Consider the following 21,756-nt stretch of genomic DNA (forward strand, 5'->3'; position numbering starts at 1 on the left):
AAGTGTCTGCCAGATAGGTTGGCTGCATCGCGCCAAAACCGGAAAAACTCTCGGCATCTCCAGACAAGCCGACCCGTCGCAGCGCGTCAATTGACCAAAGCACGGCAGGCTTTTATAGACTGGCTCCTGATGAAACCCGCGACGGCTTCGACATTGTCTTTCCAGATCAATGGTGCCGTTCGGGACGTGCATTCGACCACGTAGCGCCGCTGTTTGCATCGGCCATGGAGAAACGACATTATCAAGATCATGGTTTTGCTGCACAGCGCCGAAGGCCTGGATTGGCAGTCTCCCCCCAAGGGCACCAGCCTGAAGACATTGAAGGAGGCCGAAGAGCAAGGCTTCATCACGATCCGCGGCGAATTTCAGAAGCGCGAGTTCCGGCTGACCGCGCGCGGCGCCGAATATGTCGAGCGTGACAAGCGTCGCCTGGCAGCGCGCAAGCTCTGAGGCCGGGCCGCAGGCTACACAGATATTGCGTGACAAACTGGCGGAGTCCGAGCGTCATATCGCTTTTGCAAACTGCTCCTAAGGGCATACCACCCCTCCTCATCTTTGGCAGAGCGACATGACCCTGACCTTCGTGACGACAAAAGAACGCCGGGACCTCCTGCGCACGACTGGCACCTGGCGCTGGGAAGAATTCTTCAAAGGCGGCGACGTCACGCACGAGGAGATGTTGACGCGCGAAGTCGAGGGCGCCAACGTTTCGGGCTTGATGCCGACCGTGCTTGTCATGCTCGAAGACGAGGTGCCCGTTGCGATGTCGGCCATTTGCCTCGATGACCTCGAGGGACGCCCGGAACTGAACCCCTGGCTGGCCGGCGTCTACGTCGACACGCCACACAGGGGTAAAGGCTACGGCGCGCGAATGATAGCAGAGCTTGAAGCGCTAGCCTCTCGGGAGGGCATCGCGCGGCTGTCTCTCTATACGCCGAATTCGGCGAGCTTTTATGCCAAATACGGTTGGACGATGGTGGAGACCTTCGAAAAGTCAGGCAAGGCATACTCGATCATGCAGAAACACCTGCAGGCGCCGACGACATAAGTCGAGGCCAGATTGCCGAAATGGCGCAATCAGTCGGCGCATGAGGCGACAGTGCCCTCCTGATCTAACCCCGGATATCCAGCACATGGTTCCGGTGGGCCGGGTGGGTGCTGTAGACGAATATCTTGTTCATTTCCTTTTCGCTCAGCAGCGACAGGAAGCGCACCTCGACGGTGTTGTTGGGGAAAACCTTCATCAGAACGCAGCCCACCTTGTTGATGCGCGCGTCCGGGATATCGAGATAGAATTGCTTCGGCAGGTTATACTGCGTCAGGATCGCCAGAATGGCGCCGCTCATGGAAATTTTTACGATGTCACAGCGGCGTGAGGCGAGGTGCATCACGCCTTTTTCGGTATATTCGATCCGTGCCGCATTCATCGTGTCCTGCATCTTGTAGCGACCTTCGCGGTCGTACATGAAAGACTCTTCCTTGTTCAGGAAATGGTTCTGCGGTTTCGGCACGGATGCTGCCATGATCGTGAGCCTTCAAATGTTACGGCGTGCTTCAAGAATAGCAGCCGTTATTTAACACTTTGTTAGATGTGCGAGGCTGACGTCGCGAAAGTTGCAAAATAGGCACCGCTTTCTCGCGTCCAGCGATAGGTCTTTCCTTCGCTGTCGAAGAGGTGCAGCTTTTCCTTGTCGGCGATGAAGCGCATCTTCTGGCCGCGCTCGACAGGGGCGACACCGGGCAATTTGGCGACGATCGGCTCGCCGTCGACGAGACCTTCGATGTAGAGCAACGTCACCTCGCCCAAGGCCTCGACGATCGCCACCTCACCCTCGAACAGGTAGTCGTCGCCCTCTGCCAGCCGCAGGTCTTCAGGGCGCACACCGAAACTTGCCGTGGCGCCCTTGTCAGATGCATCGGTAGAAATATCGAGCGTTACCGACTTGCCGCCCTTCAGCGTCACCACGGTCGATACGCCTGCCTCGGCGATCGTTGCCGGGATGATGTTCATGGCGGGCGAGCCGATGAATTTGGCAACGAACAGATTGGCCGGACGCTCGTAGAGTTCCAGCGGCGGGCCGACCTGCTCGATGCGGCCGGCCGACAGCACCACTATACGGTCGGCAAGGGTCATCGCCTCCACCTGGTCGTGGGTGACGTAGATCATCGTCGTATCCGGCATGGAATCGTTCAGCCGGGCGATCTCGATGCGGGTGGCGACGCGCAGCGCAGCGTCGAGGTTCGACAGTGGCTCATCGAACAGGAAGACTTTCGGATTGCGGCAGATGGCGCGGCCGATGGCGACGCGCTGGCGCTGGCCGCCGGAGAGTGCCTTCGGCAGGCGGTCCAAATACTGGGTCAGTTGCAGCTTGTCGGCCGCCGCGCGCACACGGCGATCGATCTCCTGCTTGCTCTCATGGGCAATGCGCATGCCGAAGGCCATGTTGTCGTAGACAGTCATATGCGGATACAGCGCATAGGACTGGAAAACCATGGCGATGCCGCGCCGCGAGGGCGGCACCTGGTTGACGACGCGACCGTCGATGATCATCTCGCCGCCGGTGATGCTTTCCAGACCGGCAATCATCCGCAGCAATGTCGACTTGCCGCAGCCGGACGGCCCGACGAAAACGATGAACTCGCCATGGGCGATTTCAAGGTCGATGCCGTGCAGCACATTCACCGCGCCGTAGGATTTCCGGATATCCTTCAGAACCAGTCCAGTCATCGCAAGCCCCTCCCGTTCTTGTCTTTAGGCGAGGCGCGCGAAATAAGCGCCCCAGGCCGGAATATCGATTTTATTGCCGTAAATTTCGCTGGCGAAACCATGGCCGGCCAGCGCTTCCCATGCTCCCTCCGGCAGTTCGGCCGATCCATCCGAGGCGCTCATGTTGAAGACGCAGAGGATCGTCTCGTTGCCGAACGTGCGCGTATAAAGCATCACGTCATCCTGCGGCGGATAGAAGGAAATCTCGCCGCTGGCGAAGGCAGGGTGCTGTTTGCGAAACGCGAGGAAACGACGGTAGTGCTCGAGCACCGAGTTTTCATCGCCGCTCTGGACGCTGACGGCGCGCAGGATATGTTCGACAGGCACCGGCAACCATGGCTTTTCCGTCGAGAACCCGCCCTGCACGACCTGGCTGTCCCAGACCATGGGCGTGCGGCAACCGTCGCGGCCCTTGAATTCCGGCCAGAACTGGATGCCGTAGGGATCCTGCAGGTCCTGAAAGGCAATCTCGGCTTCGGTCAGGCCAAGCTCCTCGCCCTGATACAGGCAGACGGAGCCGCGCAACGTCATCAGGATCGCCGAATATTGCTTGGCGAAGGCTTCACGGTCGGCCACCAGGCTGCCCCAGCGGCTGACATGGCGCACGACGTCGTGGTTGGAAAACGCCCAGCAGGCCCAGCCGTCCGGTGCCGCCGCGCCGAAATCCTTCATCACCTCCTCGATGCGATGAGGGGTCAGCGCGTCGGGCGCGAGGAATTCGAAGGCGTAGCACATGTGCATCTTGTCATCGCCGGAGGTGTATTCGCCGACGATTTCGAGGCCACGCTGGCTGTCGCCGACCTCGCCGACGGCTGCAATCGCCGGAAACTCTTCCAGCACAGCACGGAAGCGCCTGAGGAAGGCGATATTTTCCGGCCGGTTCTTGTCGTAGATGTGCTCCTGGAAATTGTAAGGGTTGACGGCCGGTGCCGTCGAGGCGTTGCGGCGCGACGGGGCCAGCGCCGGATTATCGCGCAGCTCGCGGTCGTGGAAATAGAAATTGATGGTGTCGAGACGGAAGCCGTCGACGCCGCGCTCGAGCCAGAATCGGACGACCTGCAGCAGGCGATCCTGAACCTCGGGATTATGGAGATTGAGATCCGGCTGCGAGGTCAGGAAGTTGTGCATGTAGTATTGCATGCGGGTCGGATCCCAGGCCCAGGCCGAACCGCCGAAAATCGACAGCCAGTTGTTGGGTGGCGTGCCGTCGGGCTTGGCGTCCGACCAGACATACCAGTCGGATTTCGGGTTATCTTGGCTGGAGCGGCTTTCGACGAACCACGGGTGGCGATCGGAGGAGTGGGAGATGACCAAGTCGATCATCACCTTGATGCCCAAACGATGCGCTTCGGCGATCAGCGAATCGAAATCGGCGAGCGTGCCGAAGATCGGGTCGACGTCCTCGTAGTCAGAGACGTCATAGCCGAAGTCGCGCATCGGCGACATGAAGAAGGGCGACACCCAGATGGCGTCGGCGCCGAGCGAAGCGACATGCGGCAGGCGGGCGGCGATGCCCTTGAGATCGCCGATACCGTCGCCGTTGGAGTCCTGGAACGAGCGCGGATAGATCTGGTAGATCACAGCACCGCGCCACCAGTTCTTGTCGGCCGTCGTGATCGATGGAGTAGCAATAGTCATTCCCGGGAGATCCTGTCTGAATGCGAATTGTAGGCGTCAGCCGCCCTTGACAGATCCGGCCAGCAGACCGCGCACCAGGTAGCGCTGCAGACCGAAGAAGACGAGGAGCGGCACGATGATGGTGACGAAAGCCGAGGCTGTGAGGATTTCCCAGTTGCCGCCGCGCGAGCCGAGCAGCGCATTGAGGCTGCCGGTCAGTACCAGCTGGTCCTTGGCGGTGCCGAGGAAGACCATGGCGATCAGAAGGTCGTTCCACACCCAGAGGAACTGGAAGATCGCGAAGGAGGCGAGCGCCGGAAAGGACAGCGGCAGAATGATCTTGACGAAGATGTCGAAATCGCTGGCGCCATCGACGCGGGCGGATTCGATGATCTCCTTCGGCAGGCCGGCGATGTAATTGCGCAGCAGATAGATGGCGAGCGGCATGCCGAAGGCCGTATGGGCAAGCCAGATGCCGGGATAGGTTTTCGAGGGCACGCCGAGGAAAGAGCCGATGTCGTTATAGAGCCGCAGCAGCGGGATCAGCGACATCTGCAGCGGCACGACGATCAGCCCTACCACCAGCGCGATCATCAGCGATCGGCCGGGAAACTCCATCCAGGCCAGCGCATAGGCCGCAAACGCGGCGATCAGGATCGGGATGATGGTGGCCGGGATGGTGACGGTCAGCGAATTGATAAAGGACTGGCCGATCCCCTCACCCGTCACCACCGACTTGAAGTTTTGCAGCGTGAAGGCCGGCGGCGAGGCGACGGAGATATAGATGCGCTTGCCGCGCGTGTCGTCGAAGGCAGCGTTCTTCGTGTATTTGTAGGTGCCGTCGGTGTTGATCAGCAGCGTTTCGCCGTTACCGATATCGGCGGGCTCGCCGGCCTTGAAGGCCGAGGGGTCCTGCGCCTTGACGCCGAACGCACTGACCTTGCCGAGCGAACCGGCGGCTGAAAAGACCGAGCCTGAGATGACGTAGTTTGTACCGTCCGGTTGCTGCTTGTCTGCAGCGTCGAGCCGTACTGCTGTCGTCTGCGAGGAGCCGTAAAAGGCCGTCCACCAGCCGGAGACGGTAATCTGGTCCTTGTCGCGCAACGCGGTGACGAAGATGCCGAGCGTCGGCACCAGCCAGACGATGACGATCAAAAGCACCATGGCGTGGACGAACAGCCGGGCGGGACCGATGCGGAAGAAGCTTCTGTCGAAGGTCATCTCAGTGCTCTCCCGTTTCCTGGTTGGCGCGCCGGACGTTCCAGACCATGATCGGCATGACGGCGACCATGATGATTAGGGCGATGACGGCGCTGCGACCGCTGTCGCCACCACCACGGAACATCCAGTTGAACATCAGGTTGGCGAGCACCATCGAGTCCCACTGACCATTGGTCATGGTGAGCACGATGTCGAAGACTTTCAGCACCAGGATGGTGATGGTCGTCCAGACGACGGCGATCGTGCCCCAGATCTGCGGCACCATGATCTTCCAGAAGATCTGCCAGCCGTTGGCGCCATCGATGACGGCAGCCTCGATGGTCTCCTCCGGAATGCCACGCAGGGCTGCCGACAGAATGACCATCGCAAAGCCGGTCTGGATCCAGATGAGGATGATCATCAGGAAAAAATTGTTCCAGAAGGGAATGGAGATCCAGACCTCAGGCGTGCCGCCGAACAATTGCACGATGGCGTTCAGCAGGCCAATCTGCGTGTCGTTGCCACCACGATATTCGTAGATGAACTTCCAGATGACGGAGGCGCCGACGAAGGAGATCGCCATCGGCATGAAAACAATGCTTTTCGCGATATTTCCCCACCAGATCCGGTCGGTCATCACTGCGATGACGAGGCCGAAGAAGGTGCAGGCGGCCGGCACAACCGCGAGCCAGAGGATGTTGTTGAAGATGGCCTGGCGGAACTCGCGGTCGCCGATCGCCCACTGGTAATTGGCAAACCCGACATACTGCTCGCCGCCCTTGTCGTAGAAGGACAGGATGAACGTGGCAACGACCGGGTAGACGAGATAGACGACCAGCAACAGCAGTGCCGGCCCGATGAACAGCCATGGGCGGATGATCGAGCGCCGGCGCAAATTGCGTGATGCGACGAAAACGTCGTCGCCATCCCGGGCCGGGAATGCGAAATCGAGCAACTTGTTGGAAAACAGGAAATAGGCGGCGCAGGCTGTAACGCCCAAGACCACGGCGCCCAGTGCCGAAGCGATCTGCCAGATCATAAGTCCCTCCCCTTGCGCATTTGATTGCTGCTTGTGGCGGCCGCCATCGTCGTCCTCCCCGACGCTGGCGGCCATCCTGACCGCCGCCGGATACCGGCGGCGGCTTTTAGATGAGGGTCCTACTTGATGCCGTCCCAGGCCTTCTGGATATCGTCTGCCGAGGCCTGTGCGGACTTGCCGCCGACGAAATCCACCATGCCGGTCCAGAAGGCGCCGGCGCCGATCTTGCCTGGCATCAGGTCCGATCCGTCGAAACGGAAGGCTGTGGCCGAGGTCAGAAGCTCGCCTTCCTTCTTCAGCGTGTAGTTGGCATAGGCACCGGTGTTGACGGCCTTGTAGGGCGTCAGGAAGCCGGATTGTGCCATCCAAACTTCATGGGCGATAGGCGTCTGCAGGAATTCGATGAAAGCACGGGCTGCCTTCGAATCCTTGGTGATCGCAGCCAGAGTACCGGCGCCGAGAACCGGCTTGCCGAGCTCAGGATGCGAGGCATAGGGCGGGAAGTAGAAGAAGTCGGCGTCCTGCCCGAGCTTCGTTCCCTCAGGGAAGAAAGACGGGATGAACGAAGCCTGCTTGTGCAGATAGCACTTCGGCGGCACCGAAAAGAGGCCTTTCGGGCTGTCGCGGAAATCGGTCGAGGCAACGGCTGCAACGCCACCGTCGACATATTTCGCGTTCTTGGCGAACTTGCCGAATTCCTCGATAGCGCCCACGACCTTCGGATCGTTGAACTTCAGCTCGTTGGTGGTCCACTTGTCGTAGTCGGTCGGAGACTGCGTGCGCAGCATCAGATCCTCGATCCAGTCGGTTGCCGGCCAGCCGGTCGCGCCGCCCGATCCGAGCCCGATGCACCACGGCACGCCGCCGTCCTTGACGATCTGGTCGGAGAGCTTGATCAGATCTTCCATCGTCTTCGGCACGTTGTAACCGGCTTCCTCGAAGTTTTCCGGCACGTACCAGACGAGCGACTTCAGGTCGGCCTTGTAGGGGAAGGCGTAGAAGGCATCCTTGCCATCCTTGCCCTTGTACGTGCCATAGCTGACCCAGCTGTCGCCGGCGCCGTAGTTTGTCTTCACCCAGTTGGCCTGGTCGTCGCCGAGCGGCGTCAGGTAGCCCTTGCTGGCGAGATTGGCGAGCAGGCCCGGCTGCGGCAGGATCGCGACATTCGGCGGCGAACCGGCCTGGGTGTCGATGACGATCTGCTGCTCGTAGTTTTCCGACGACGAGTATTTCGCGTCAATGCCGGTAGCTTCGGTAAAATAGGCGAGAACGCTGGCGAACAGCTTTTCGTCTTCGCCACGCCACGGTCCAAAGATGGTGAGCGTCTGGCCTTTCAGATCGGCATGGGCCGTCTTGAAGGTGTCGTAGCTCTTCCAGTTGAACTTGGAGTCTTCATTCGGCTTAAACTTCAGGTCGGCGGCCGATACGGAGCCGGCCATCACTGCGGCCAAAGCAATGCTCATCAGAAATGATGTCTTCATGTGATTTTCCCTCCCGTCACAATATCCAAAAGCATCTCCCACAAAACAGCGAGTGACACGCTATCCTCAAAGCGCTTTGGCTTGCGAATTCATTCTACTGCGGCTCTCGTGAGTCAAGCGATTTTACGAAACGACAACTGCAGATGCGAAATCTCGCATTGCAACATCGAATAAACGAAATATGACGCGATTTTTCTTGAGTCAAGGATGGCAAAGACATCATAATTGAAAGCGCTTTGGGAGGCGTTTGGGCGGAGCTGCCGGGTTTGGGTGGCCCTTTGTCCACTGTATGGAATGCGCGTGGGGAGGTCATCGGTGTGAACCTGAAACAGCTGTCGCAAATGCTCGGCCTGTCCCAGACGACTGTCAGCCGCGCCCTTAACGGATACCCGGAAGTCAGCCGCGAGACACGCGAAAGGGTGCTGGCCGCTGTGCGCGACACCGGCTACCGGCCGAATACGGCGGCGCAACGGCTAGCCACGGGCAAGGCGGGCTCGATCGGGCTCGTCATGCCGACAGCGCCGGGCCATCCTTCCGACGTGCATTTCGGAGAATTTCTCACAGGGCTTGGCGAGGAGGCGCTGCGTCACGATTTCCACCTCGTCATCATGCCGGCACATCCGGAGGATGAAGTGGCGGCCCTGCGGCGCCTGGCGGTCAGTGGCAACGTCGATGCGCTGTTCGTCGCCTATATGCGGGCCGATGATCCGCGCGTCGTCATGCTGAAATCGCTGTCGATTCCTTTCGTCGTACACGGGCGCTCGTTCGGGAGCGAGCCTGACTACCCGTTCGTCGACATCGACAACGAGGCCGCCTTCTACGATGCGGCAAGGCTGCTGCTGCAACTCGGGCATCGGAGGTTCGCGCTGATGAACGGGCCGGCCCATCTCGACTTCGCCATGCGCCGGCAAAACGGCGTGGTCGCAGCGCTCGCCGAACGCGGCCTTATGCTTGACGAGACCTCTGTCAGCAACACGCCGATGACCGACGAACAGGGCTTTGTGGCAATGGAGCGTTTCCTGCAGATGACGGAAAGACCGACAGCCATCCTCTGTTCCAGCACCGTTCTGGCGCTGGGGGCGATCCGCGCTGTCAATCAGGCGGGCCTCCGGCTCGGCGAGGATATCTCGCTGATTGCCCATGACGACGTGCTGGCGCTCTTGAAGCCGGAGAATTTCTCGGTGCCGCTGACGACCACCCGTTCATCGCTGCGGGCAGCCGGCGTCCGCGTCGCGGAGCGGTTGATCGGCGGGATCAAGAACCAGGGCCCCTACCCTGAACACGAACTCTGGAAGGCCGAACTTATCGTGCGCGCATCCACGGGGGCCGCACCAGCCTCCTGACGTTGCTTCAGAATGTCGGCGCGGTCCGGCCGGCGCCGCGATAGGCGGCAATCACCGTATTTGCCATCAGCATGGCGATCGTCATCGGGCCCACGCCGCCGGGAACGGGTGTGATGACATCAGCGACATCGCCGCATTCGGCAAAGGCGACATCGCCGACCAATCGGGTCTTTCCCTCGCCGCGCTCCGGTGCGGCAATGCGGTTGATGCCGACATCGATCACCGTCGCGCCCGGCTTCACCCAGTCGGCCTTGACCATCTCGGGCCGGCCGACGGCCGCTACAAGGATATCGGCGCGGGCGCAGACGGTGGCCAGATCCTTCGTGCGCGAATGAGCGATGGTGACCGTCGCATTTGAATTGAGCAGGAGCTGGGCCATTGGCTTTCCGAACAGATTGGAGCGACCGATGACCACGGCATTGAGACCCGACAGATCGTCACCATGGGTCTGGCGGACGAAGAGCATGGCGCCGGCTGGCGTGCACGAGATCAGTCCTGTCGCCAGATCGCCGGTGGCCAGCTTCCCGGCGTTGACGACATGCAGGCCGTCGACATCTTTTTCAGGCAGGATGGACTGGATGATTGCGTCCGAATCCAGGTGCTTCGGCAATGGCAGCTGCACCAGGATGCCGTCGATGGCCGGATCTGCATTGAGAGTTGAAACCAGGGTTGCGAGTTCTTCCTGGCTCGTCTCCAGAGGCAAGGTATGCTGGATTGAATTGAAACCGCATTCCTTGGCCATGCGGCTCTTGGCGGCGACGTAGGTGTGGCTGGCGGCGTCGTCACCGACGATCACGACCGCGAGGCCGGTTTTTTTGCCGGTTTCCGTTGCCAACACGGATGCAGCCGCCTTCACGGCCTCGATGACCGATGCCGCCACCTGCTTGCCGTCGATTACTGTCGCCACGCGTATTCTCCCGGATATCGATGCCGCGGCAATCTAGCCCTGCCCTGCAGCGGGGATTTGCCTGTCTACGCCCTATGATGTCAAAACACGATATTTGCAAGACGGCGGGAAGACTTGTTCAGCGGCCAGCGGCCTGGCGCCGCGAAGCGTAGTTGGCGACCCTTTCGCGCAGCAAGGCCACATCATCGATGATTGCGGCCAGTGCTGCTTCAGGCTCTGTGCGCCCGGCAACCGGTTCCAGGCGGTCGTTGGCAACAGCGACACTGGCGTCAAAACATTTCTGCGGCTGATCCAGCGGCACCCGAACCGGCGCCTGATCCTGAGGAAAATCCACCAGTAGATCGACCTTATCGAAATCGACGGCGTGATGGTCGTCCGACGGGCGTCGGAACGATCTCCGGGTCAGCAGACGGGCGGCCACGAGCGCCAGCGCGATGGCAAGACCGCCGAGCGCGCTGCGAAGGCTCCGCCATGTCATATCGTCATCGATGGGTGCTGCTGCGGGCACGGCAGGTGTGGTCAGCGCCAGCGGAACCTCGGAGGGCTTCGATTGCGGGGCCGCTTCTTCAGATGCCGTGAGTGCTGCATCATAGGCCTGCCGGGCGGTCTCGACATTCTCCTGCAACCGGCGGAATGCCTCGAGATCGACATCGACCTTTTGGCCATCGAGTTCGGCGAGGCGATCCTTCAACTGCTTCACCTCAGCCGTGGTCGTCTTGACTTCGGCGTCGCTGGCAACCACAAGTTTGCGGATCTCAGCAAGGATCGACGCCCCCAGGGTATCGATGCTCGACTGAGCCGCGATCAGGCGCGGGTGGCGCGGGCCGAGCTGTGTCGACAACTGACTGAGCGTGCTCCTCGCCGCTGCATAGCGATTGCGCAGGTCTTCGAGCGCTGCAGGCGAGCCGAGGTCTGGGGAGATCGCACCATCGAGCACGTCGGCCATCCTGACAGATTTGGCCGCTGTCAGGCGGATGGAAGCTGCCTGGACTGCAGCGTTTGCCGTGGCAAGCCGGTTGCCGAGAGCCTCGCGGCTGGCCATCAGATCGGTCGCGGCGGCTATCTTCTCGTCACCGGCAGCCGCTTTGAAATTCGCAAGGGCGGAGGTCGCGTCGTCGAAACGCTTGCGGTCGCTTTCGAGCGCAAGCTCAGCCGCGCCGGGCACTGAAGCCAAAGGATTGGTCGCAGCGTCGCGGACGGCGATGTCGGCAAGAAGGTTGGCGATGCGGGCAGACTTTGCCGGATCTTCCGACCGCGCCACAAGCGCAATGGCGCCAGATTGCAGATCGGGAGCGATGGTCAGTCTTTGCTTGAGGGCAAGCTGGGCGCGTGAAAAACTGTCGGCTGCAGCACCGCTGTCGGTGAGGAGGTCCCTGACGACGCTATAGGCCGTCGCCTTTCCGCCGCTGAACTCCGCATCATGATCCAGTTTCAGGCGCGTCACGACCTGCGCCAGCGCATGCTGCGAGGTGATCCGCTGGAGGGTCGCTTCCACGAAGCCGGGCGTCGTGCGGGCAGCGCCCAGAAACTGCAGGCGGGATTGGGCGGCGTAGTGTGGCGGGGTCGCAAGCATCATTGGCACGAGAGCACTTCCGGCCGTGACCGCGAGGATGAAGGCTGCAGATCCCCAGGAAATGGCTGCGCGTTTTTGCGGCTCGGAGAGCGACGGAGAGTACTCGGTCGGGGGCTGCAAATCGGCGTCGAAATACGCGGCATCCACCGCTGATGATTCGGCCGACGCAGGCTGAACGGGCGCTGGCTCGTCTATCGCCATGGATTGAGCCGGTTCGTCCATCTCCGGAGCAGCCGGTCGGCTGTCATCGGTGCGCAGAATTTCCCGAATCCGCAGGGCAAGCGGCACTGTCGCTTCCGGCGCGGTGCGGGCACCAGGAGCGGAAACGGGAAAAGGTTCGCCAGCCAGGGACCGCTGCAGGAAATCCAGCAATTCGGCCTGGCTCAGCCCGGATTGGCGGCTGTCGGAGGTAGTGTCGGTCCGGTCGTTGTCGGACTGGAACACTCTGTTTTTAAAATCGCTCTGTACCATGACGGCCGATCTCGCGCACAGGACCGTCGATCAATCGGCGGCAGATTCGGATGATTAACCGATTGTAAATTTTGATAGGAAAGAAAAGGTTAACAGTCGGCCGCGGCAAGCGACTTTCCACGATTGGCGCGCTGTTTTAGTGCGTTTTCTCAGCCTTCACCGCGTCGCCGCCGGGCGGGGCTTCCGGTGGGACAATCGGTACCGTCTTCATGTTTTTCTTGACAGGCGCGCCCTCGTTGGCGCGCACCTCGTCCTTGGAGAGATAGTCGAGCTGCTCGATCACCACGCTGTCGACATACTCGCCGCCCAGATGGCCGTTCAGGTTCTTCTTGATCTCGTCGCGAAAGGCTTCGACATTGAACGCCTTCGGCTTTGACATATCGATCATCTTGTTGCCGACCAGCAGCGTAAACAAAGCATCCGTCGTCAGGGCCGGCAAAGGTGTTTCGAGATCCTTCGCCTTGTCCTTGTCCATCATGTAGGAAATCTTGGTGATAAAATAACCGCTGACGCCTGTGTCGCCAATGATCGGGACATTGATCGACTCGCCCTTGACGAATTCCTTGGCAGAAGGCTTGGCATCCGGGCTTGCGGCCGGGGCTGTCGCCATCTGGATGGAAAAGTAGACCGCCACCAAGGTGACGACGCACACCCAAAGGCCTGTGGCGACGAGCTTGATCATCCTGCCTGACGCACCGCGAACTGTTCCTGGGAATAGGTGCCGTCTGCATCGGCATCCTGCACGGCATTCTTCAAAATTTCAGCCACAGCGCGCACGGCTTCCAGATGGGCTTCGACGCGACGCGCGTTGAGCACCAGCTTCTTCTTCAGGCCGTGCAGCTGCTCGATGTGGGCAGCTGCCATTTCAGCGGGGTCGGTATCGCGAAACAGCATCGACAGTTCATAAAGGCAACGGCTCTTGTGGGCGTTGGAGACTTTGAGATCGAATTCCGCGTCCTTGCCGATGCGGTTGTTCTCGTTGTCGATGATCAGTTCCAGCCGGCCCAGGACAGACTTGATGCGGTAGTCGTTCGAAATAATTTCCATAGCCTTGCCCCACTTACACTTTCTGCGACGTCAGGGAATCCTGATTTGTCACGGTCGTACCGGTATTGTCGTTTTCTGCCGACGGCGTTCCGAACGTCTTGCGCTCGAAGTCGTCGATCATGCTGAGTGCCTGCCGCTTGTCGTTGTCGCTCGTCTCGACGTGGTCGGCGCCGGTTCCCCGGGTCTTGGAAAGCTGCTCGTGGTACATCTTCGCTGCGATGCCGACGCCGCCGTCCTTGGCCATGGTGTTACCGAGCTGTTCGGCCATCATGCCCTTCCACATTTCACCGGCAGTACCCTTGCCGTAGAGCGTGTCGCTGTTTGGCAGGATGTTCTTGACGAAATTCTGGAGCACCATGGCCTCGAACTTCTGATAGGCGGCAGGCACCTTGCCCGTCGTCGATCGTTCGTTGGCATTGGCAAGACCCGCCTGCGTGCCGGCCTTGTTCAGAACGTCGACCGTCGACGCAAAGCCGTTTCCGGCTTCCGCAAGGCTGGTGGCGGCAAAGGCTGCGCGGTTGGCCTGAAGCTTGGCCTGCGCTGCCTGCAGGTCTGTCGGGTCGGCTGCTCTTACAACATCCAGGACCAAATCACTGGGGGGCGAAATAGCCACGTCACGTTCCTTTCGTATGAACTCGTGACGACTATGGTTTTTGAACCTTGCTGGAGGCTGGTGCGACGGCGGCAAATCGCTGATCGATGATATCGTAGACCGCATTGTCGTCGGATTCGCGCAATTCTGCGGCGCGGGCATCCATCATATGCTCCTCGAGCCGGTCCGCCTTGGTCCGCTCCTTCAGCACATTCATCTCGATAAGCGCCTGCATGCCCTCAAGCTGCTGGTCGCGCAGCGTCAGGCGACCCAGTCGCCAGGCATATTGCTGGGCAAAGGCCATATGCACCACATCGATCGAGCCGATGGCATCCACAACCTGGTCGATCGAGTGCCCGACCTCGGCGCGCACGCGCATGGCTTCCGCCAGCTCCTGCTCGGCCATCTGCTCCAGATGGCGCTGGACGGCCACGAGGCGCTTCAGTTTCTTGGATCGGCTCTGTTCCGCCATTTCGTGCCCTGCCCGCTAATGACCGTTGTAGACGCTGAGGAACGCATCGGAAAACTGGCTGATCATCGCCGCCAGACTGAGATAGAGCATGAAAAGTCCGCCCATCAGCAGATAGGGCGTAGAGATGAAGTAGACCGGGATCTGAGGTGCGAGCTTATTGATGAAGCCGATCGAAACCTGGAACATCAGGCCGTAGATCAGAAAAGGGCTGGCAAGCCGCAGCATGATGTAGGTGGTCGCCTGCAGGGTATCGGTAAAAGAGATCAGCGTCGCCTGCATCTCGATATGACCGCCGAAGGGGATCAGCGTGTAGGAATCGATAAGCGCGCGGAAAACGTAGTGGTGGAAATCCATGATGAAGAGGATCATCAGGCCGCAGAAGGTAATCACGCCGGAAATGGCGGTTTCGCTGCCGTCTTCCACCGGATCGGCACCGCCCGGAGACGTCAAACCGATCATCATGGCGATGATCGTCCCGGCGAACTGCAATCCCAGCGTATAGAGCCGGGCCATCATTCCATACATCACGCCGATCAGCGATTCGGTGGCGATCAGCATCACATATTGCGGCCCACCGAGTGAGGCCTTCGGATAGATAGTGTCCCACAGCACTGGCAGAACCGCCATCGACAGCGCCACCGCCAGCAGCACGCGAATCTGCTGCGGCACGCGGGCCGATGAGAACCCCGGGAGAACCATAACGCAGCCGCCGATGCGACAGAAGCACAAAAAGAGTGCGAGGACGGTCCCCTGAGGGTCTGTAATCATGAAATAGCGCCCAGAATCTTGATCTCGATTCCCTTGGCCAATTCCACATGCGACAGGACAGGCAGCGTCGCAAACAGGCGTTCGATGATCATGCGCACATAGGAGCGTGTTTCCGGCGACGTGACAAGTACGAAAGGCAAGCCCTTGTCCATGAATTCACGGATAACTCGCGTCGCCTGCTCGCTGAATTCCTCGAGATTGCGTGGATCGATGTCGAACTCGATGATTTCGCCCTTTGGATCGCGCTTCAATGCCTGGTGGAACACCAGATCCCATTTCGAGCCCAGCCGCAGGACGCGCAGCACACCATTGTCGGCAAGGTCGCCGCAGAGCTGCTGCGACATGCGGACCCGGACGTGCTCGACGATCTGCTCGGTCTTGCGCACATGCGGCGCCAGTTCGGCGACCGCTTCGAGGATGAGATGCAGGTTGCGGATGGACACGCGCTCGGCAAGCAGCAGCTTCAGCACGGCTTGCAGGCCCGAGTAGGACATGTGCGAGGAGCAGATCTCATCGGCGAGCTTCTTGTATTCCGGGTCGAGGCGATCGATCAGGATCTTGACGTCCTTGTAGGACAGCAGCGCCGGAAGGTTGTTCCGGATGACTTCGCTCATGTGGGTGAGCACCACCGAGACGTTGTCGATCGGCTGGAAGCCTTCGCGCTTGAGGTCTTCCGTGAAGGCTTCGAGGACCGAGACGGCCGGCATGCCGAAGGCTGGTTCGCGGATATCGTCGCCCGGAACGGTCGGCTTGCGGCCGGCGCCGGTGACCACCAGGACTTCGCCCACGCGCAGCAGGTTGGACGCGATGGTCGTGCCGTGGATTCGGATCTGGTAGGATTTGTCGGCAATGGAGATATCGTCGGTGACCTTGATCTCCGGAACCACGAAGCCGTATTGCGAGGCGAACTTCTTGCGCATCTTGCCGACGCGGAATGCCAGTTCCTGATGGGCGCCGAGCAGCCTTGTCGAGACGATCTTGCCGAGTGCCAGCTCGATCTCGGAGGTCTTGAGGACGTTCTTGACCGAATCCTTCTCGAGATCCTTGGACTGGCTGACCTTCTGTTCTTCGGCGTCGCGGCGGAGCTTGTTGAGAGCCTCTGCCTGGCGCGGGATGAACCAGGCGCCGGCGCCCATGATGCCGCCAAGTGTGATGAACGGAATGAACGGAAGTCCGGGCATGATAGCCAGCAGGCACATCATGCCGGCGGCAACGCCGAGCGCACGAGGATAGCCGCTCAGCTGGTTGACGACGGCCTGGTCGGTGGACCCTGACGTGCCGCCGCGCGAAACGAGCAGGCCGGCTGCAAGCGAGATGATCAGCGCCGGCATCTGCGCCACAAGGCCGTCACCGACCGAAAGCTTGACGAACACATCGGCCGCCTGGCCGATCGGCATGCCATGGCGGAAATAGCCGATGATGATGCCGCCGAAGATGTTGATCGAGGTGATGATCAGGCCGGCGACCGCATCGCCGCGCACGAACTTCGACGCACCGTCCATCGCGCCGAAGAAGGAACTCTCCTCTTCCAGCTCCTTGCGCCGGCGCTGTGCCTCTCGCTCGTCGATGAGGCCGGCCGAAAGGTCGGCGTCGATGGCCATCTGCTTGCCGGGAATGGCATCGAGGGTGAAGCGGGCGCCGACTTCAGCGATACGCGTTGCACCCTTGGTGATGACGATGAAGTTGATGGTGATGAGAATCAGGAAGACGATCAGTCCGATGACGAAGTCGCCGGACATGACGAGATTGGCGAAGCCTGCAATAACGCCGCCGGCCGCATAGTCGCCCTCGTAGCCATGGGCCAGGATCACGCGCGTCGTCGCGATATTCAGCGCCAGGCGGGTCATCGTGGCGATCAGAAGAATGGTCGGGAACGACGAGAATTCAAGCGGCTTCTGGATCCACAGCGCGACCATCAGGATGAGGACGGACAGCGCGATCGAGAAAGCCAGGCCCATGTCGATGAGGAACGGCGGGATCGGCAGGAACAGGATGCAGAGCATCGAGACGATGCCGACGGCAAATCCTACGTCGCGGAAACTCGGGGCGACTTTCGGCAGGGGCAGCGAAGGAGGTAACGCCATTCTTCAGGTCCGTCTCTTCATGAGAGGAGGCCGGCGGACGAACCGCTTGCCGTATTCTCCTGTCGAGTTACAGGATGAAGCTTGCGCGAGGATGGCTCACACGCCTGCAGCCCGATCTGGTCCGCTAGAAGCCAGACTGGATACGGGAAAAGACCAGATTAGTGAAAATGCCGATCTGCGAACCGACAAACGGCGCCGTGATGCCGATCGTCACGAAAACAGCGACAATCTTCGGCACGAACGTCAAGGTCGCTTCCTGAACCTGCGTCAGCGCTTGGACGAGCGCAATGACGATGCCGACGATCATCGCTGCGGCAACCGCCGGACCGGCCGATATCAGCACGGTCCAGATCGCCGCCTGAAAGATATCCAATGCATCGGCTTCGTTCATCTCGGCCAATTTCCTGTGTTCAAGGCACGCTCGCCAGCCGCGACCGCGCCAATATATTTTCGGTTTCAGTGGACCTCCACAGCAGGAGTGACTGAAGCCAGATCGAAAGCTCTATTTGGCTGTCGAAGCGGTGTCTGTCGTCGTGCTCGTGCCTGTCGGCTTCACCACTGTTCCGTCGGTGACACTGATTCCCGGCTGTATCAGGACCTTATCGCCGGCAGCGGTAATTGCAAGGATACCGTCCGAATAGACGCTGACTTCCTTGACGACGCCGGTTACCGTGGCATCGGCGCTGACGATCGTCTTGCCGACGTAGCTTGCCGCCTGGGACAGCATCTGGTTCGACAGGACAGTTTCCAGATGGGCGTTCGTCTTGATCTGCTGTTCCACCTGCGAGAAGCTGGCGAGCTGCGAGATCTGCGCGCTGGCGTCCATCGGTGACGTCGGATCCTGCGTCTTCATCTGGGCAATCAGCAGCTGAAGGAAGTCGTTGTAGTTCAGCGATGCGCTTGCCGCCGCAGTCGTCGCGTTGGTTGCTGCGGCGCTGCTTGTCCCCGTGGCGGTAGCAGTTGCCGTGGCCCCCGTCGCGGTAGCACCTGCGACGGTGCTGACTGGTGTTACCGCCATGGTGCGATTTCCCGGCGGATCTGCTCGATGGTGGCAGCCGGCATTTCCGGGCTGTTGAGGATGCTGTCTTCAACGACGTAGAGGCCGCGGATAGACTTCAGTGCATCGAATGCCTTGCCGGTCGCGACCAGCCCGTCGATGCGCTTCAGTTCGGCCAGGACTTCTTCATTCTTGAAGCAGCTGAGCAGCATGACGATCGACTTGCGGAACAGCACCGTCGACTGATCCTTGCCTTCCGGATTGATCAGGATCATCTGGGCGATGAAATAGAGCTGGCGCAATGGAGTCGTTGCGTCCTCGGGCTGGAGAACGTGGTTTTCCAGGAGGAATGTCACGTCGTTCAGGAATTCGAGAGCGACCTTGCGGTCGACGCGCAGCACGGCTCCGTTGATGAAGATCCGTTCGCCGGCTTTAAGCGATATGCGAAGTGTACTTTTCATTTAAGTCCATCCCTGATGATGGTTGTGACGTCGATGATGCCCTGGTAGTTTGTCGACTTCCGTCGCCTTATCCTGTCGCATTCCTTCAAGATCCAGATGGCGATAGAGATAAGGTTGGCACGCAGGGTGACATCAAGCTGATTTTCGGGGTTCTTGAGATCCTCGATGAAGGCAACCCAGACACGTCTTGTGTAAAAAAGTGCCTCGATCGATTCTCGACCGTATTTTTCTTTTTGCATCGCAGCCGTCAGAAGAGCGACCGACCGATCAAGGACCTGGCGTTCCCGCTCCTTTGCGTCGGCCACTGCGTCCTGCATGATTTCTGCATATGAGAACTGATACATTCATGCATCCTTCCTGGTCATTACGCCCCTTTGATCATCAAAGGTAATTTACGAGACTCAACTGCTGAATTTTCGAGACGATGGTGTAGGCAGTCTGCAGCTGGGTTTCCAAACTGTTGACCTTGGTAGATGCCTCGTACGGATCGACGCCCTGAAGGTCGACGATCCGGTTGTTTATGATGTCCTTCTGGGCACTGATGGCATCGTTCGCCTTGGTGACCCGGGACTGCGACAGGCCAAGCTGGCTGGCCTGCGCATTCATGCCGTCGATGCCTTGGCGGGCGAAGCTGATGGCGTTCGTCGTCACCGCGTTTAGCGCCGCCTTGCTGATATCGGTTCCCATCAGCGCCTTGGCGACCGTGGCCGACAGCGCCATGTAACGCATGCCGGAAGCGTTGCTGTTGGTCGACGTCTCGATCACTTCGGAGTTGTTGATCCGGCTTGTCATGTTCTGGTCGGAAGCACTCGACCAGCTGCTCCAGTTCGGGGCCGGCGACGTGTCGTCCAAGAACATCGGCTGCACCTTGGTGCTGATGAAATCGTTCATCTGGTCGGCAGTCAGGTCGCTCTTGGAAGTCACCGGTGGCGACTGGGCCGCCATGTAATCTGTCAGTGCCGACTGTATTGCTGCCGTTGCGGCCGTGGTCTGGTCGGTCACAGGCTGGACGTCGGTATTGGTACCCGCAAAGATGTACTGGCCGTTCAGCTGCGTGTTTGCGTCGGCGACGAAGGAGGAGATCGTCGATGTCGCCGTGGTCTGGGACAGCGCGATGCTGCTTGCATCCTGATTGCCCTGCAAGGCTACCAGCTGATCTAGGAACGTCTGTGACTGGCTCGTCATATCCGCAAGCCCGCTTTGCGTCGCGGTCATGCGCGCCGCCGCCGTGGAATTGCTGGCCGTAAGCGAGTCGAGACGGGAAACGTCGCGCGTCATGTCGATGCTCTGCGAGATGTTGCCACCCAGCGATACGCCCATGTCGGCGTAGACGCCAGTCGTTGCCTCCAGAGAGGCCTTGGTCATCTCGTTCTGCGACTGCTTTATCGTCAGCCGCATGGCGTTCTGAATGGCACTGCTTGAGATGGCGGAGAGTTTCATGGCTTAACCCGTCAGTTCAGTTGAAGGAGGGCAGTGAGCATATCGTTGACCGCGCTCAGGATTTTTGTGCCGGCCTTGTAGGATTGCTCGATGTCCATCATCAAAGTGAGTTCTTCGTCGAGGTTGACCCCCGTTCCGTTCGAATAGGCTTCCGTCGAGCGAGACGAGGAAGCTGCCGTATTTTCAGCTGCGGTCGATGCGGCGCTGCGTTCGCTTTCCACCCAGCCAACCGAGTTCGATGCAAAATCCATGATGCTGGAGTTGCTGTCGACACCGGCGCTCGGATCGAAGTCTATGGCCGTGCCCATTGCCGTGTCGTAGGCATCCAGCTGCGTGGAATAGCCTGCGTCGCCGGAAGTATTGTTGACGTAGTCGGTACCGTTGATACCACCATCGCGCAGAAGGTTCGGGTTTCCGTCCGCAGAGGTAATGACCGCCGGATTGACGGTGATCGAGGCCGCCATGCCGTCGATGACGGTGGCAGACGTGGGCGTGTCGCCCGGATTGCCGCCGGAGTCCGTATAAGTGAACAGGCCGGGGAGCTTGGAACCGTCCGTCGTGTTGGTCTCGGAGAACATCGTGACCAGGCCGCGGCCGATCTCGTCCAGCTGCTTCTGATAGGTCGGCGCCTCGACGTCGCGGATCTGAAGCAGCGCCTGCAGCGTACCCTTGGCCGTGGTGTTGGCGCCACTTCCCGGTGCGAGGGCAACGCCGTCGATATAAACGCTGTTGCCGGTGCTGCTGGCCGAATAGCCATTGGTCGGGGTGAAGGTGACTGCCCGGGGAAGTGTTTCAAACAGGGTCGCGCCGTCAGACGTATACAGTGCCATGTCGCCGTTGGCGCGGTTGACCGTCTTGACCCCGACTATGGAAGAGATCTGCTTGAGGACCGCATCGCGCTGGTCGAGCGCATTGCTGGCGTCTGCACCCGATCCTGTCGCCGTCTTGACGGCATCGTTGGCGGTCTGGAATTGGCCGAGCAATGAGTTCAGCGTACCGACGGTGGTAGCGATTTCCTTGTCGGCGTTGGTGCGGATGGTCTGCACCGATGCTGTCGACTGGTTCAGCGAATTGGCAACGTCCTGGGCCGCCGTTACAGCCGCCTGCGCTGTCGTGTTGCTGTTCGGGGCCGCAGCATAAGCCTGGAGAGCCTCTCGGAAATTGGCAAGGTAGGTCGACGGCGCTGTCTCGCTGTCGTTGCCGCCGATCGTCGACTGGATGTCGCCGAGGCCGGTCAGAAGCCGCTGCTGGGCGGCATCTGCCGAGGTTGACGCGAGCAGCTGGCGCTGAAGCGAAGGTTCTGCCGAGCGGGCAATCTGTACCACCGTCGCACCGTCGGCGGAGATGGTAGTCATCGCCTGACGTCGGGTGTAATCCGCGTTGCTGGAGTTGGCGATGTTGTTCGACACGACGGCGCTTTGCTTGCCCGTGTTGTTGAAGATCGCCTGCGCGGTATTGAGTGCCTGGGTGAGTGTCATGCTCGGCAGTACCTTAATT

General features: G+C 60.1%; 23 protein-coding genes. 3 read left to right on the plus strand and 20 right to left on the minus strand.

Annotated features, from left to right (window positions below; genetic code table 11):
• Nucleotides 1-249 precede the first annotated feature (249 nt).
• Nucleotides 250-450: a hypothetical protein gene (locus J5278_RS16115; protein ID WP_209182865.1), complete on the plus strand. Its 201-nt coding sequence runs from the start codon at nt 250-252 to the stop codon at nt 448-450.
• Nucleotides 451-568: 118 nt separating this feature from the next.
• The gene (locus J5278_RS16120) at nt 569-1,048 is read left to right on the plus strand and encodes a GNAT family N-acetyltransferase (RefSeq protein ID WP_209182864.1); all 480 of its coding nucleotides are present in this window, start codon (nt 569-571) and stop codon (nt 1,046-1,048) included.
• A 64-nt stretch (nt 1,049-1,112) separates the two neighbouring features.
• On the opposite strand, the gene J5278_RS16125 is transcribed toward J5278_RS16120, so the two are convergent.
• From J5278_RS16125 to J5278_RS16150, 6 genes are all read right to left on the minus strand, one after another.
• Nucleotides 1,113-1,523: a hypothetical protein gene (locus J5278_RS16125; RefSeq protein WP_209182863.1), complete on the minus strand. Its 411-nt coding sequence runs from the start codon at nt 1,521-1,523 to the stop codon at nt 1,113-1,115.
• A gap of 62 nt (nt 1,524-1,585) precedes the next feature.
• Complete coding sequence (locus tag J5278_RS16130) at nt 1,586-2,728, minus strand: ABC transporter ATP-binding protein (RefSeq protein ID WP_209182862.1); 1,143 nt, start codon at nt 2,726-2,728, stop codon at nt 1,586-1,588.
• A 24-nt stretch (nt 2,729-2,752) separates the two neighbouring features.
• A complete protein-coding gene (locus tag J5278_RS16135) occupies nt 2,753-4,405 on the minus strand; it encodes an alpha-glucosidase (protein WP_209182861.1) in 1,653 nt (550 codons plus the stop codon).
• A 36-nt stretch (nt 4,406-4,441) separates the two neighbouring features.
• Nucleotides 4,442-5,605, minus strand: a complete 1,164-nt coding sequence (locus J5278_RS16140) for a carbohydrate ABC transporter permease (RefSeq protein WP_209182860.1) — start codon at nt 5,603-5,605, stop codon at nt 4,442-4,444.
• Between the two features lies 1 nt (nt 5,606).
• Entirely contained in the window at nt 5,607-6,623 is a 1,017-nt protein-coding gene (locus J5278_RS16145; RefSeq protein WP_209182923.1) for a carbohydrate ABC transporter permease, read from the minus strand.
• Nucleotides 6,624-6,742: 119 nt separating this feature from the next.
• Nucleotides 6,743-8,104, minus strand: coding sequence for an ABC transporter substrate-binding protein (locus J5278_RS16150; protein WP_142824034.1), 1,362 nt, complete (start codon nt 8,102-8,104; stop codon nt 6,743-6,745).
• Between the two features lie 317 nt (nt 8,105-8,421).
• Between J5278_RS16150 and J5278_RS16155 the strand changes: the two genes are divergently transcribed.
• On the plus strand, nt 8,422-9,447 hold the full coding sequence (locus J5278_RS16155) for a LacI family DNA-binding transcriptional regulator (protein ID WP_142824033.1): 1,026 nt from the start codon (nt 8,422-8,424) through the stop codon (nt 9,445-9,447).
• Between the two features lie 7 nt (nt 9,448-9,454).
• Here J5278_RS16155 and folD read toward each other — a convergent pair whose 3' ends face one another.
• The 14 genes from folD to flgK all read right to left on the minus strand — a co-directional run bounded on the left by folD (nt 9,455) and on the right by flgK (nt 21,737).
• A complete protein-coding gene (gene folD / locus J5278_RS16160; RefSeq protein ID WP_209182859.1) occupies nt 9,455-10,354 on the minus strand; it encodes a bifunctional methylenetetrahydrofolate dehydrogenase/methenyltetrahydrofolate cyclohydrolase FolD in 900 nt (299 codons plus the stop codon).
• 118 nt (nt 10,355-10,472) lie between these two features.
• On the minus strand, nt 10,473-12,398 hold the full coding sequence (locus J5278_RS16165) for a hypothetical protein (RefSeq protein WP_209182858.1): 1,926 nt from the start codon (nt 12,396-12,398) through the stop codon (nt 10,473-10,475).
• 136 nt (nt 12,399-12,534) lie between these two features.
• Nucleotides 12,535-13,080 carry a flagellar basal body-associated FliL family protein gene (locus J5278_RS16170; RefSeq protein WP_142824030.1) on the minus strand — a complete coding sequence of 182 codons (546 nt, stop codon included), beginning with the start codon at nt 13,078-13,080 and terminating at the stop codon, nt 12,535-12,537.
• Nucleotides 13,077-13,445 carry a hypothetical protein gene (locus J5278_RS16175; RefSeq protein ID WP_111217407.1) on the minus strand — a complete coding sequence of 123 codons (369 nt, stop codon included), beginning with the start codon at nt 13,443-13,445 and terminating at the stop codon, nt 13,077-13,079. Before J5278_RS16175 ends, J5278_RS16170 begins: the two co-directional genes overlap by 4 nt.
• Before the next feature lie 13 nt (nt 13,446-13,458).
• Nucleotides 13,459-14,058 (minus strand): rod-binding protein, encoded by a 600-nt coding sequence (locus J5278_RS16180; RefSeq protein ID WP_111217405.1) that lies wholly within the window; start codon nt 14,056-14,058, stop codon nt 13,459-13,461.
• 31 nt (nt 14,059-14,089) lie between these two features.
• Nucleotides 14,090-14,509 (minus strand): hypothetical protein, encoded by a 420-nt coding sequence (locus tag J5278_RS16185; protein ID WP_142824029.1) that lies wholly within the window; start codon nt 14,507-14,509, stop codon nt 14,090-14,092.
• A 15-nt stretch (nt 14,510-14,524) separates the two neighbouring features.
• Complete coding sequence (gene fliR, locus J5278_RS16190; protein ID WP_142824028.1) at nt 14,525-15,277, minus strand: flagellar biosynthetic protein FliR; 753 nt, start codon at nt 15,275-15,277, stop codon at nt 14,525-14,527.
• On the minus strand, nt 15,274-17,361 hold the full coding sequence (flhA, locus tag J5278_RS16195; protein WP_142824027.1) for a flagellar biosynthesis protein FlhA: 2,088 nt from the start codon (nt 17,359-17,361) through the stop codon (nt 15,274-15,276). Before flhA ends, fliR begins: the two co-directional genes overlap by 4 nt.
• Nucleotides 17,362-17,485: 124 nt before the next feature.
• On the minus strand, nt 17,486-17,752 hold the full coding sequence (gene fliQ / locus J5278_RS16200) for a flagellar biosynthesis protein FliQ (protein ID WP_111216865.1): 267 nt from the start codon (nt 17,750-17,752) through the stop codon (nt 17,486-17,488).
• Between the two features lie 111 nt (nt 17,753-17,863).
• A complete protein-coding gene (gene flgD, locus J5278_RS16205) occupies nt 17,864-18,379 on the minus strand; it encodes a flagellar hook assembly protein FlgD (RefSeq protein ID WP_142824026.1) in 516 nt (171 codons plus the stop codon).
• The gene (gene flbT, locus J5278_RS16210; RefSeq protein WP_111216862.1) at nt 18,370-18,819 is read right to left on the minus strand and encodes a flagellar biosynthesis repressor FlbT; all 450 of its coding nucleotides are present in this window, start codon (nt 18,817-18,819) and stop codon (nt 18,370-18,372) included. The genes flgD and flbT overlap by 10 nt, the downstream gene beginning before the upstream one ends.
• Nucleotides 18,816-19,163, minus strand: a complete 348-nt coding sequence (flaF, locus tag J5278_RS16215) for a flagellar biosynthesis regulator FlaF (RefSeq protein WP_111216860.1) — start codon at nt 19,161-19,163, stop codon at nt 18,816-18,818. Before flaF ends, flbT begins: the two co-directional genes overlap by 4 nt.
• Nucleotides 19,164-19,200: 37 nt before the next feature.
• Nucleotides 19,201-20,259: a flagellar hook-associated family protein gene (locus tag J5278_RS16220; RefSeq protein WP_209182856.1), complete on the minus strand. Its 1,059-nt coding sequence runs from the start codon at nt 20,257-20,259 to the stop codon at nt 19,201-19,203.
• A gap of 11 nt (nt 20,260-20,270) precedes the next feature.
• Nucleotides 20,271-21,737 (minus strand): flagellar hook-associated protein FlgK, encoded by a 1,467-nt coding sequence (gene flgK, locus J5278_RS16225; RefSeq protein ID WP_209182855.1) that lies wholly within the window; start codon nt 21,735-21,737, stop codon nt 20,271-20,273.
• Between the last annotated feature and the right edge of the window lie 19 nt (nt 21,738-21,756).

Source organism: Rhizobium sp. B21/90, assembly GCF_019355815.1.
Lineage (GTDB): Bacteria > Pseudomonadota > Alphaproteobacteria > Rhizobiales > Rhizobiaceae > Rhizobium > Rhizobium rhododendri.

Coding starts and splice junctions, on each gene's coding strand:
- flbT (WP_111216862.1), bottom strand. CDS start 18,819: ATGAAAAGTACACTTCGCATATCGCTTAAAGCCGGCGAACGGATCTTC.
- flgK (WP_209182855.1), bottom strand. CDS start 21,737: ATGACACTCACCCAGGCACTCAATACCGCGCAGGCGATCTTCAACAAC.
- J5278_RS16125 (WP_209182863.1), bottom strand. CDS start 1,523: ATGGCAGCATCCGTGCCGAAACCGCAGAACCATTTCCTGAACAAGGAA.
- J5278_RS16165 (WP_209182858.1), bottom strand. CDS start 12,398: ATGGTACAGAGCGATTTTAAAAACAGAGTGTTCCAGTCCGACAACGAC.
- J5278_RS16130 (WP_209182862.1), bottom strand. CDS start 2,728: ATGACTGGACTGGTTCTGAAGGATATCCGGAAATCCTACGGCGCGGTG.
- J5278_RS16150 (WP_142824034.1), bottom strand. CDS start 8,104: ATGAAGACATCATTTCTGATGAGCATTGCTTTGGCCGCAGTGATGGCC.
- flgD (WP_142824026.1), bottom strand. CDS start 18,379: ATGGCGGTAACACCAGTCAGCACCGTCGCAGGTGCTACCGCGACGGGG.
- J5278_RS16115 (WP_209182865.1), top strand. CDS start 250: ATGGTTTTGCTGCACAGCGCCGAAGGCCTGGATTGGCAGTCTCCCCCC.
- J5278_RS16140 (WP_209182860.1), bottom strand. CDS start 5,605: ATGACCTTCGACAGAAGCTTCTTCCGCATCGGTCCCGCCCGGCTGTTC.
- J5278_RS16135 (WP_209182861.1), bottom strand. CDS start 4,405: ATGACTATTGCTACTCCATCGATCACGACGGCCGACAAGAACTGGTGG.
- fliQ (WP_111216865.1), bottom strand. CDS start 17,752: ATGAACGAAGCCGATGCATTGGATATCTTTCAGGCGGCGATCTGGACC.
- J5278_RS16220 (WP_209182856.1), bottom strand. CDS start 20,259: ATGAAACTCTCCGCCATCTCAAGCAGTGCCATTCAGAACGCCATGCGG.
- flaF (WP_111216860.1), bottom strand. CDS start 19,163: ATGTATCAGTTCTCATATGCAGAAATCATGCAGGACGCAGTGGCCGAC.
- flhA (WP_142824027.1), bottom strand. CDS start 17,361: ATGGCGTTACCTCCTTCGCTGCCCCTGCCGAAAGTCGCCCCGAGTTTC.
- J5278_RS16170 (WP_142824030.1), bottom strand. CDS start 13,080: ATGATCAAGCTCGTCGCCACAGGCCTTTGGGTGTGCGTCGTCACCTTG.
- J5278_RS16145 (WP_209182923.1), bottom strand. CDS start 6,623: ATGATCTGGCAGATCGCTTCGGCACTGGGCGCCGTGGTCTTGGGCGTT.
- J5278_RS16120 (WP_209182864.1), top strand. CDS start 569: ATGACCCTGACCTTCGTGACGACAAAAGAACGCCGGGACCTCCTGCGC.
- J5278_RS16185 (WP_142824029.1), bottom strand. CDS start 14,509: ATGGCGGAACAGAGCCGATCCAAGAAACTGAAGCGCCTCGTGGCCGTC.
- J5278_RS16175 (WP_111217407.1), bottom strand. CDS start 13,445: ATGGAAATTATTTCGAACGACTACCGCATCAAGTCTGTCCTGGGCCGG.
- fliR (WP_142824028.1), bottom strand. CDS start 15,277: ATGATTACAGACCCTCAGGGGACCGTCCTCGCACTCTTTTTGTGCTTC.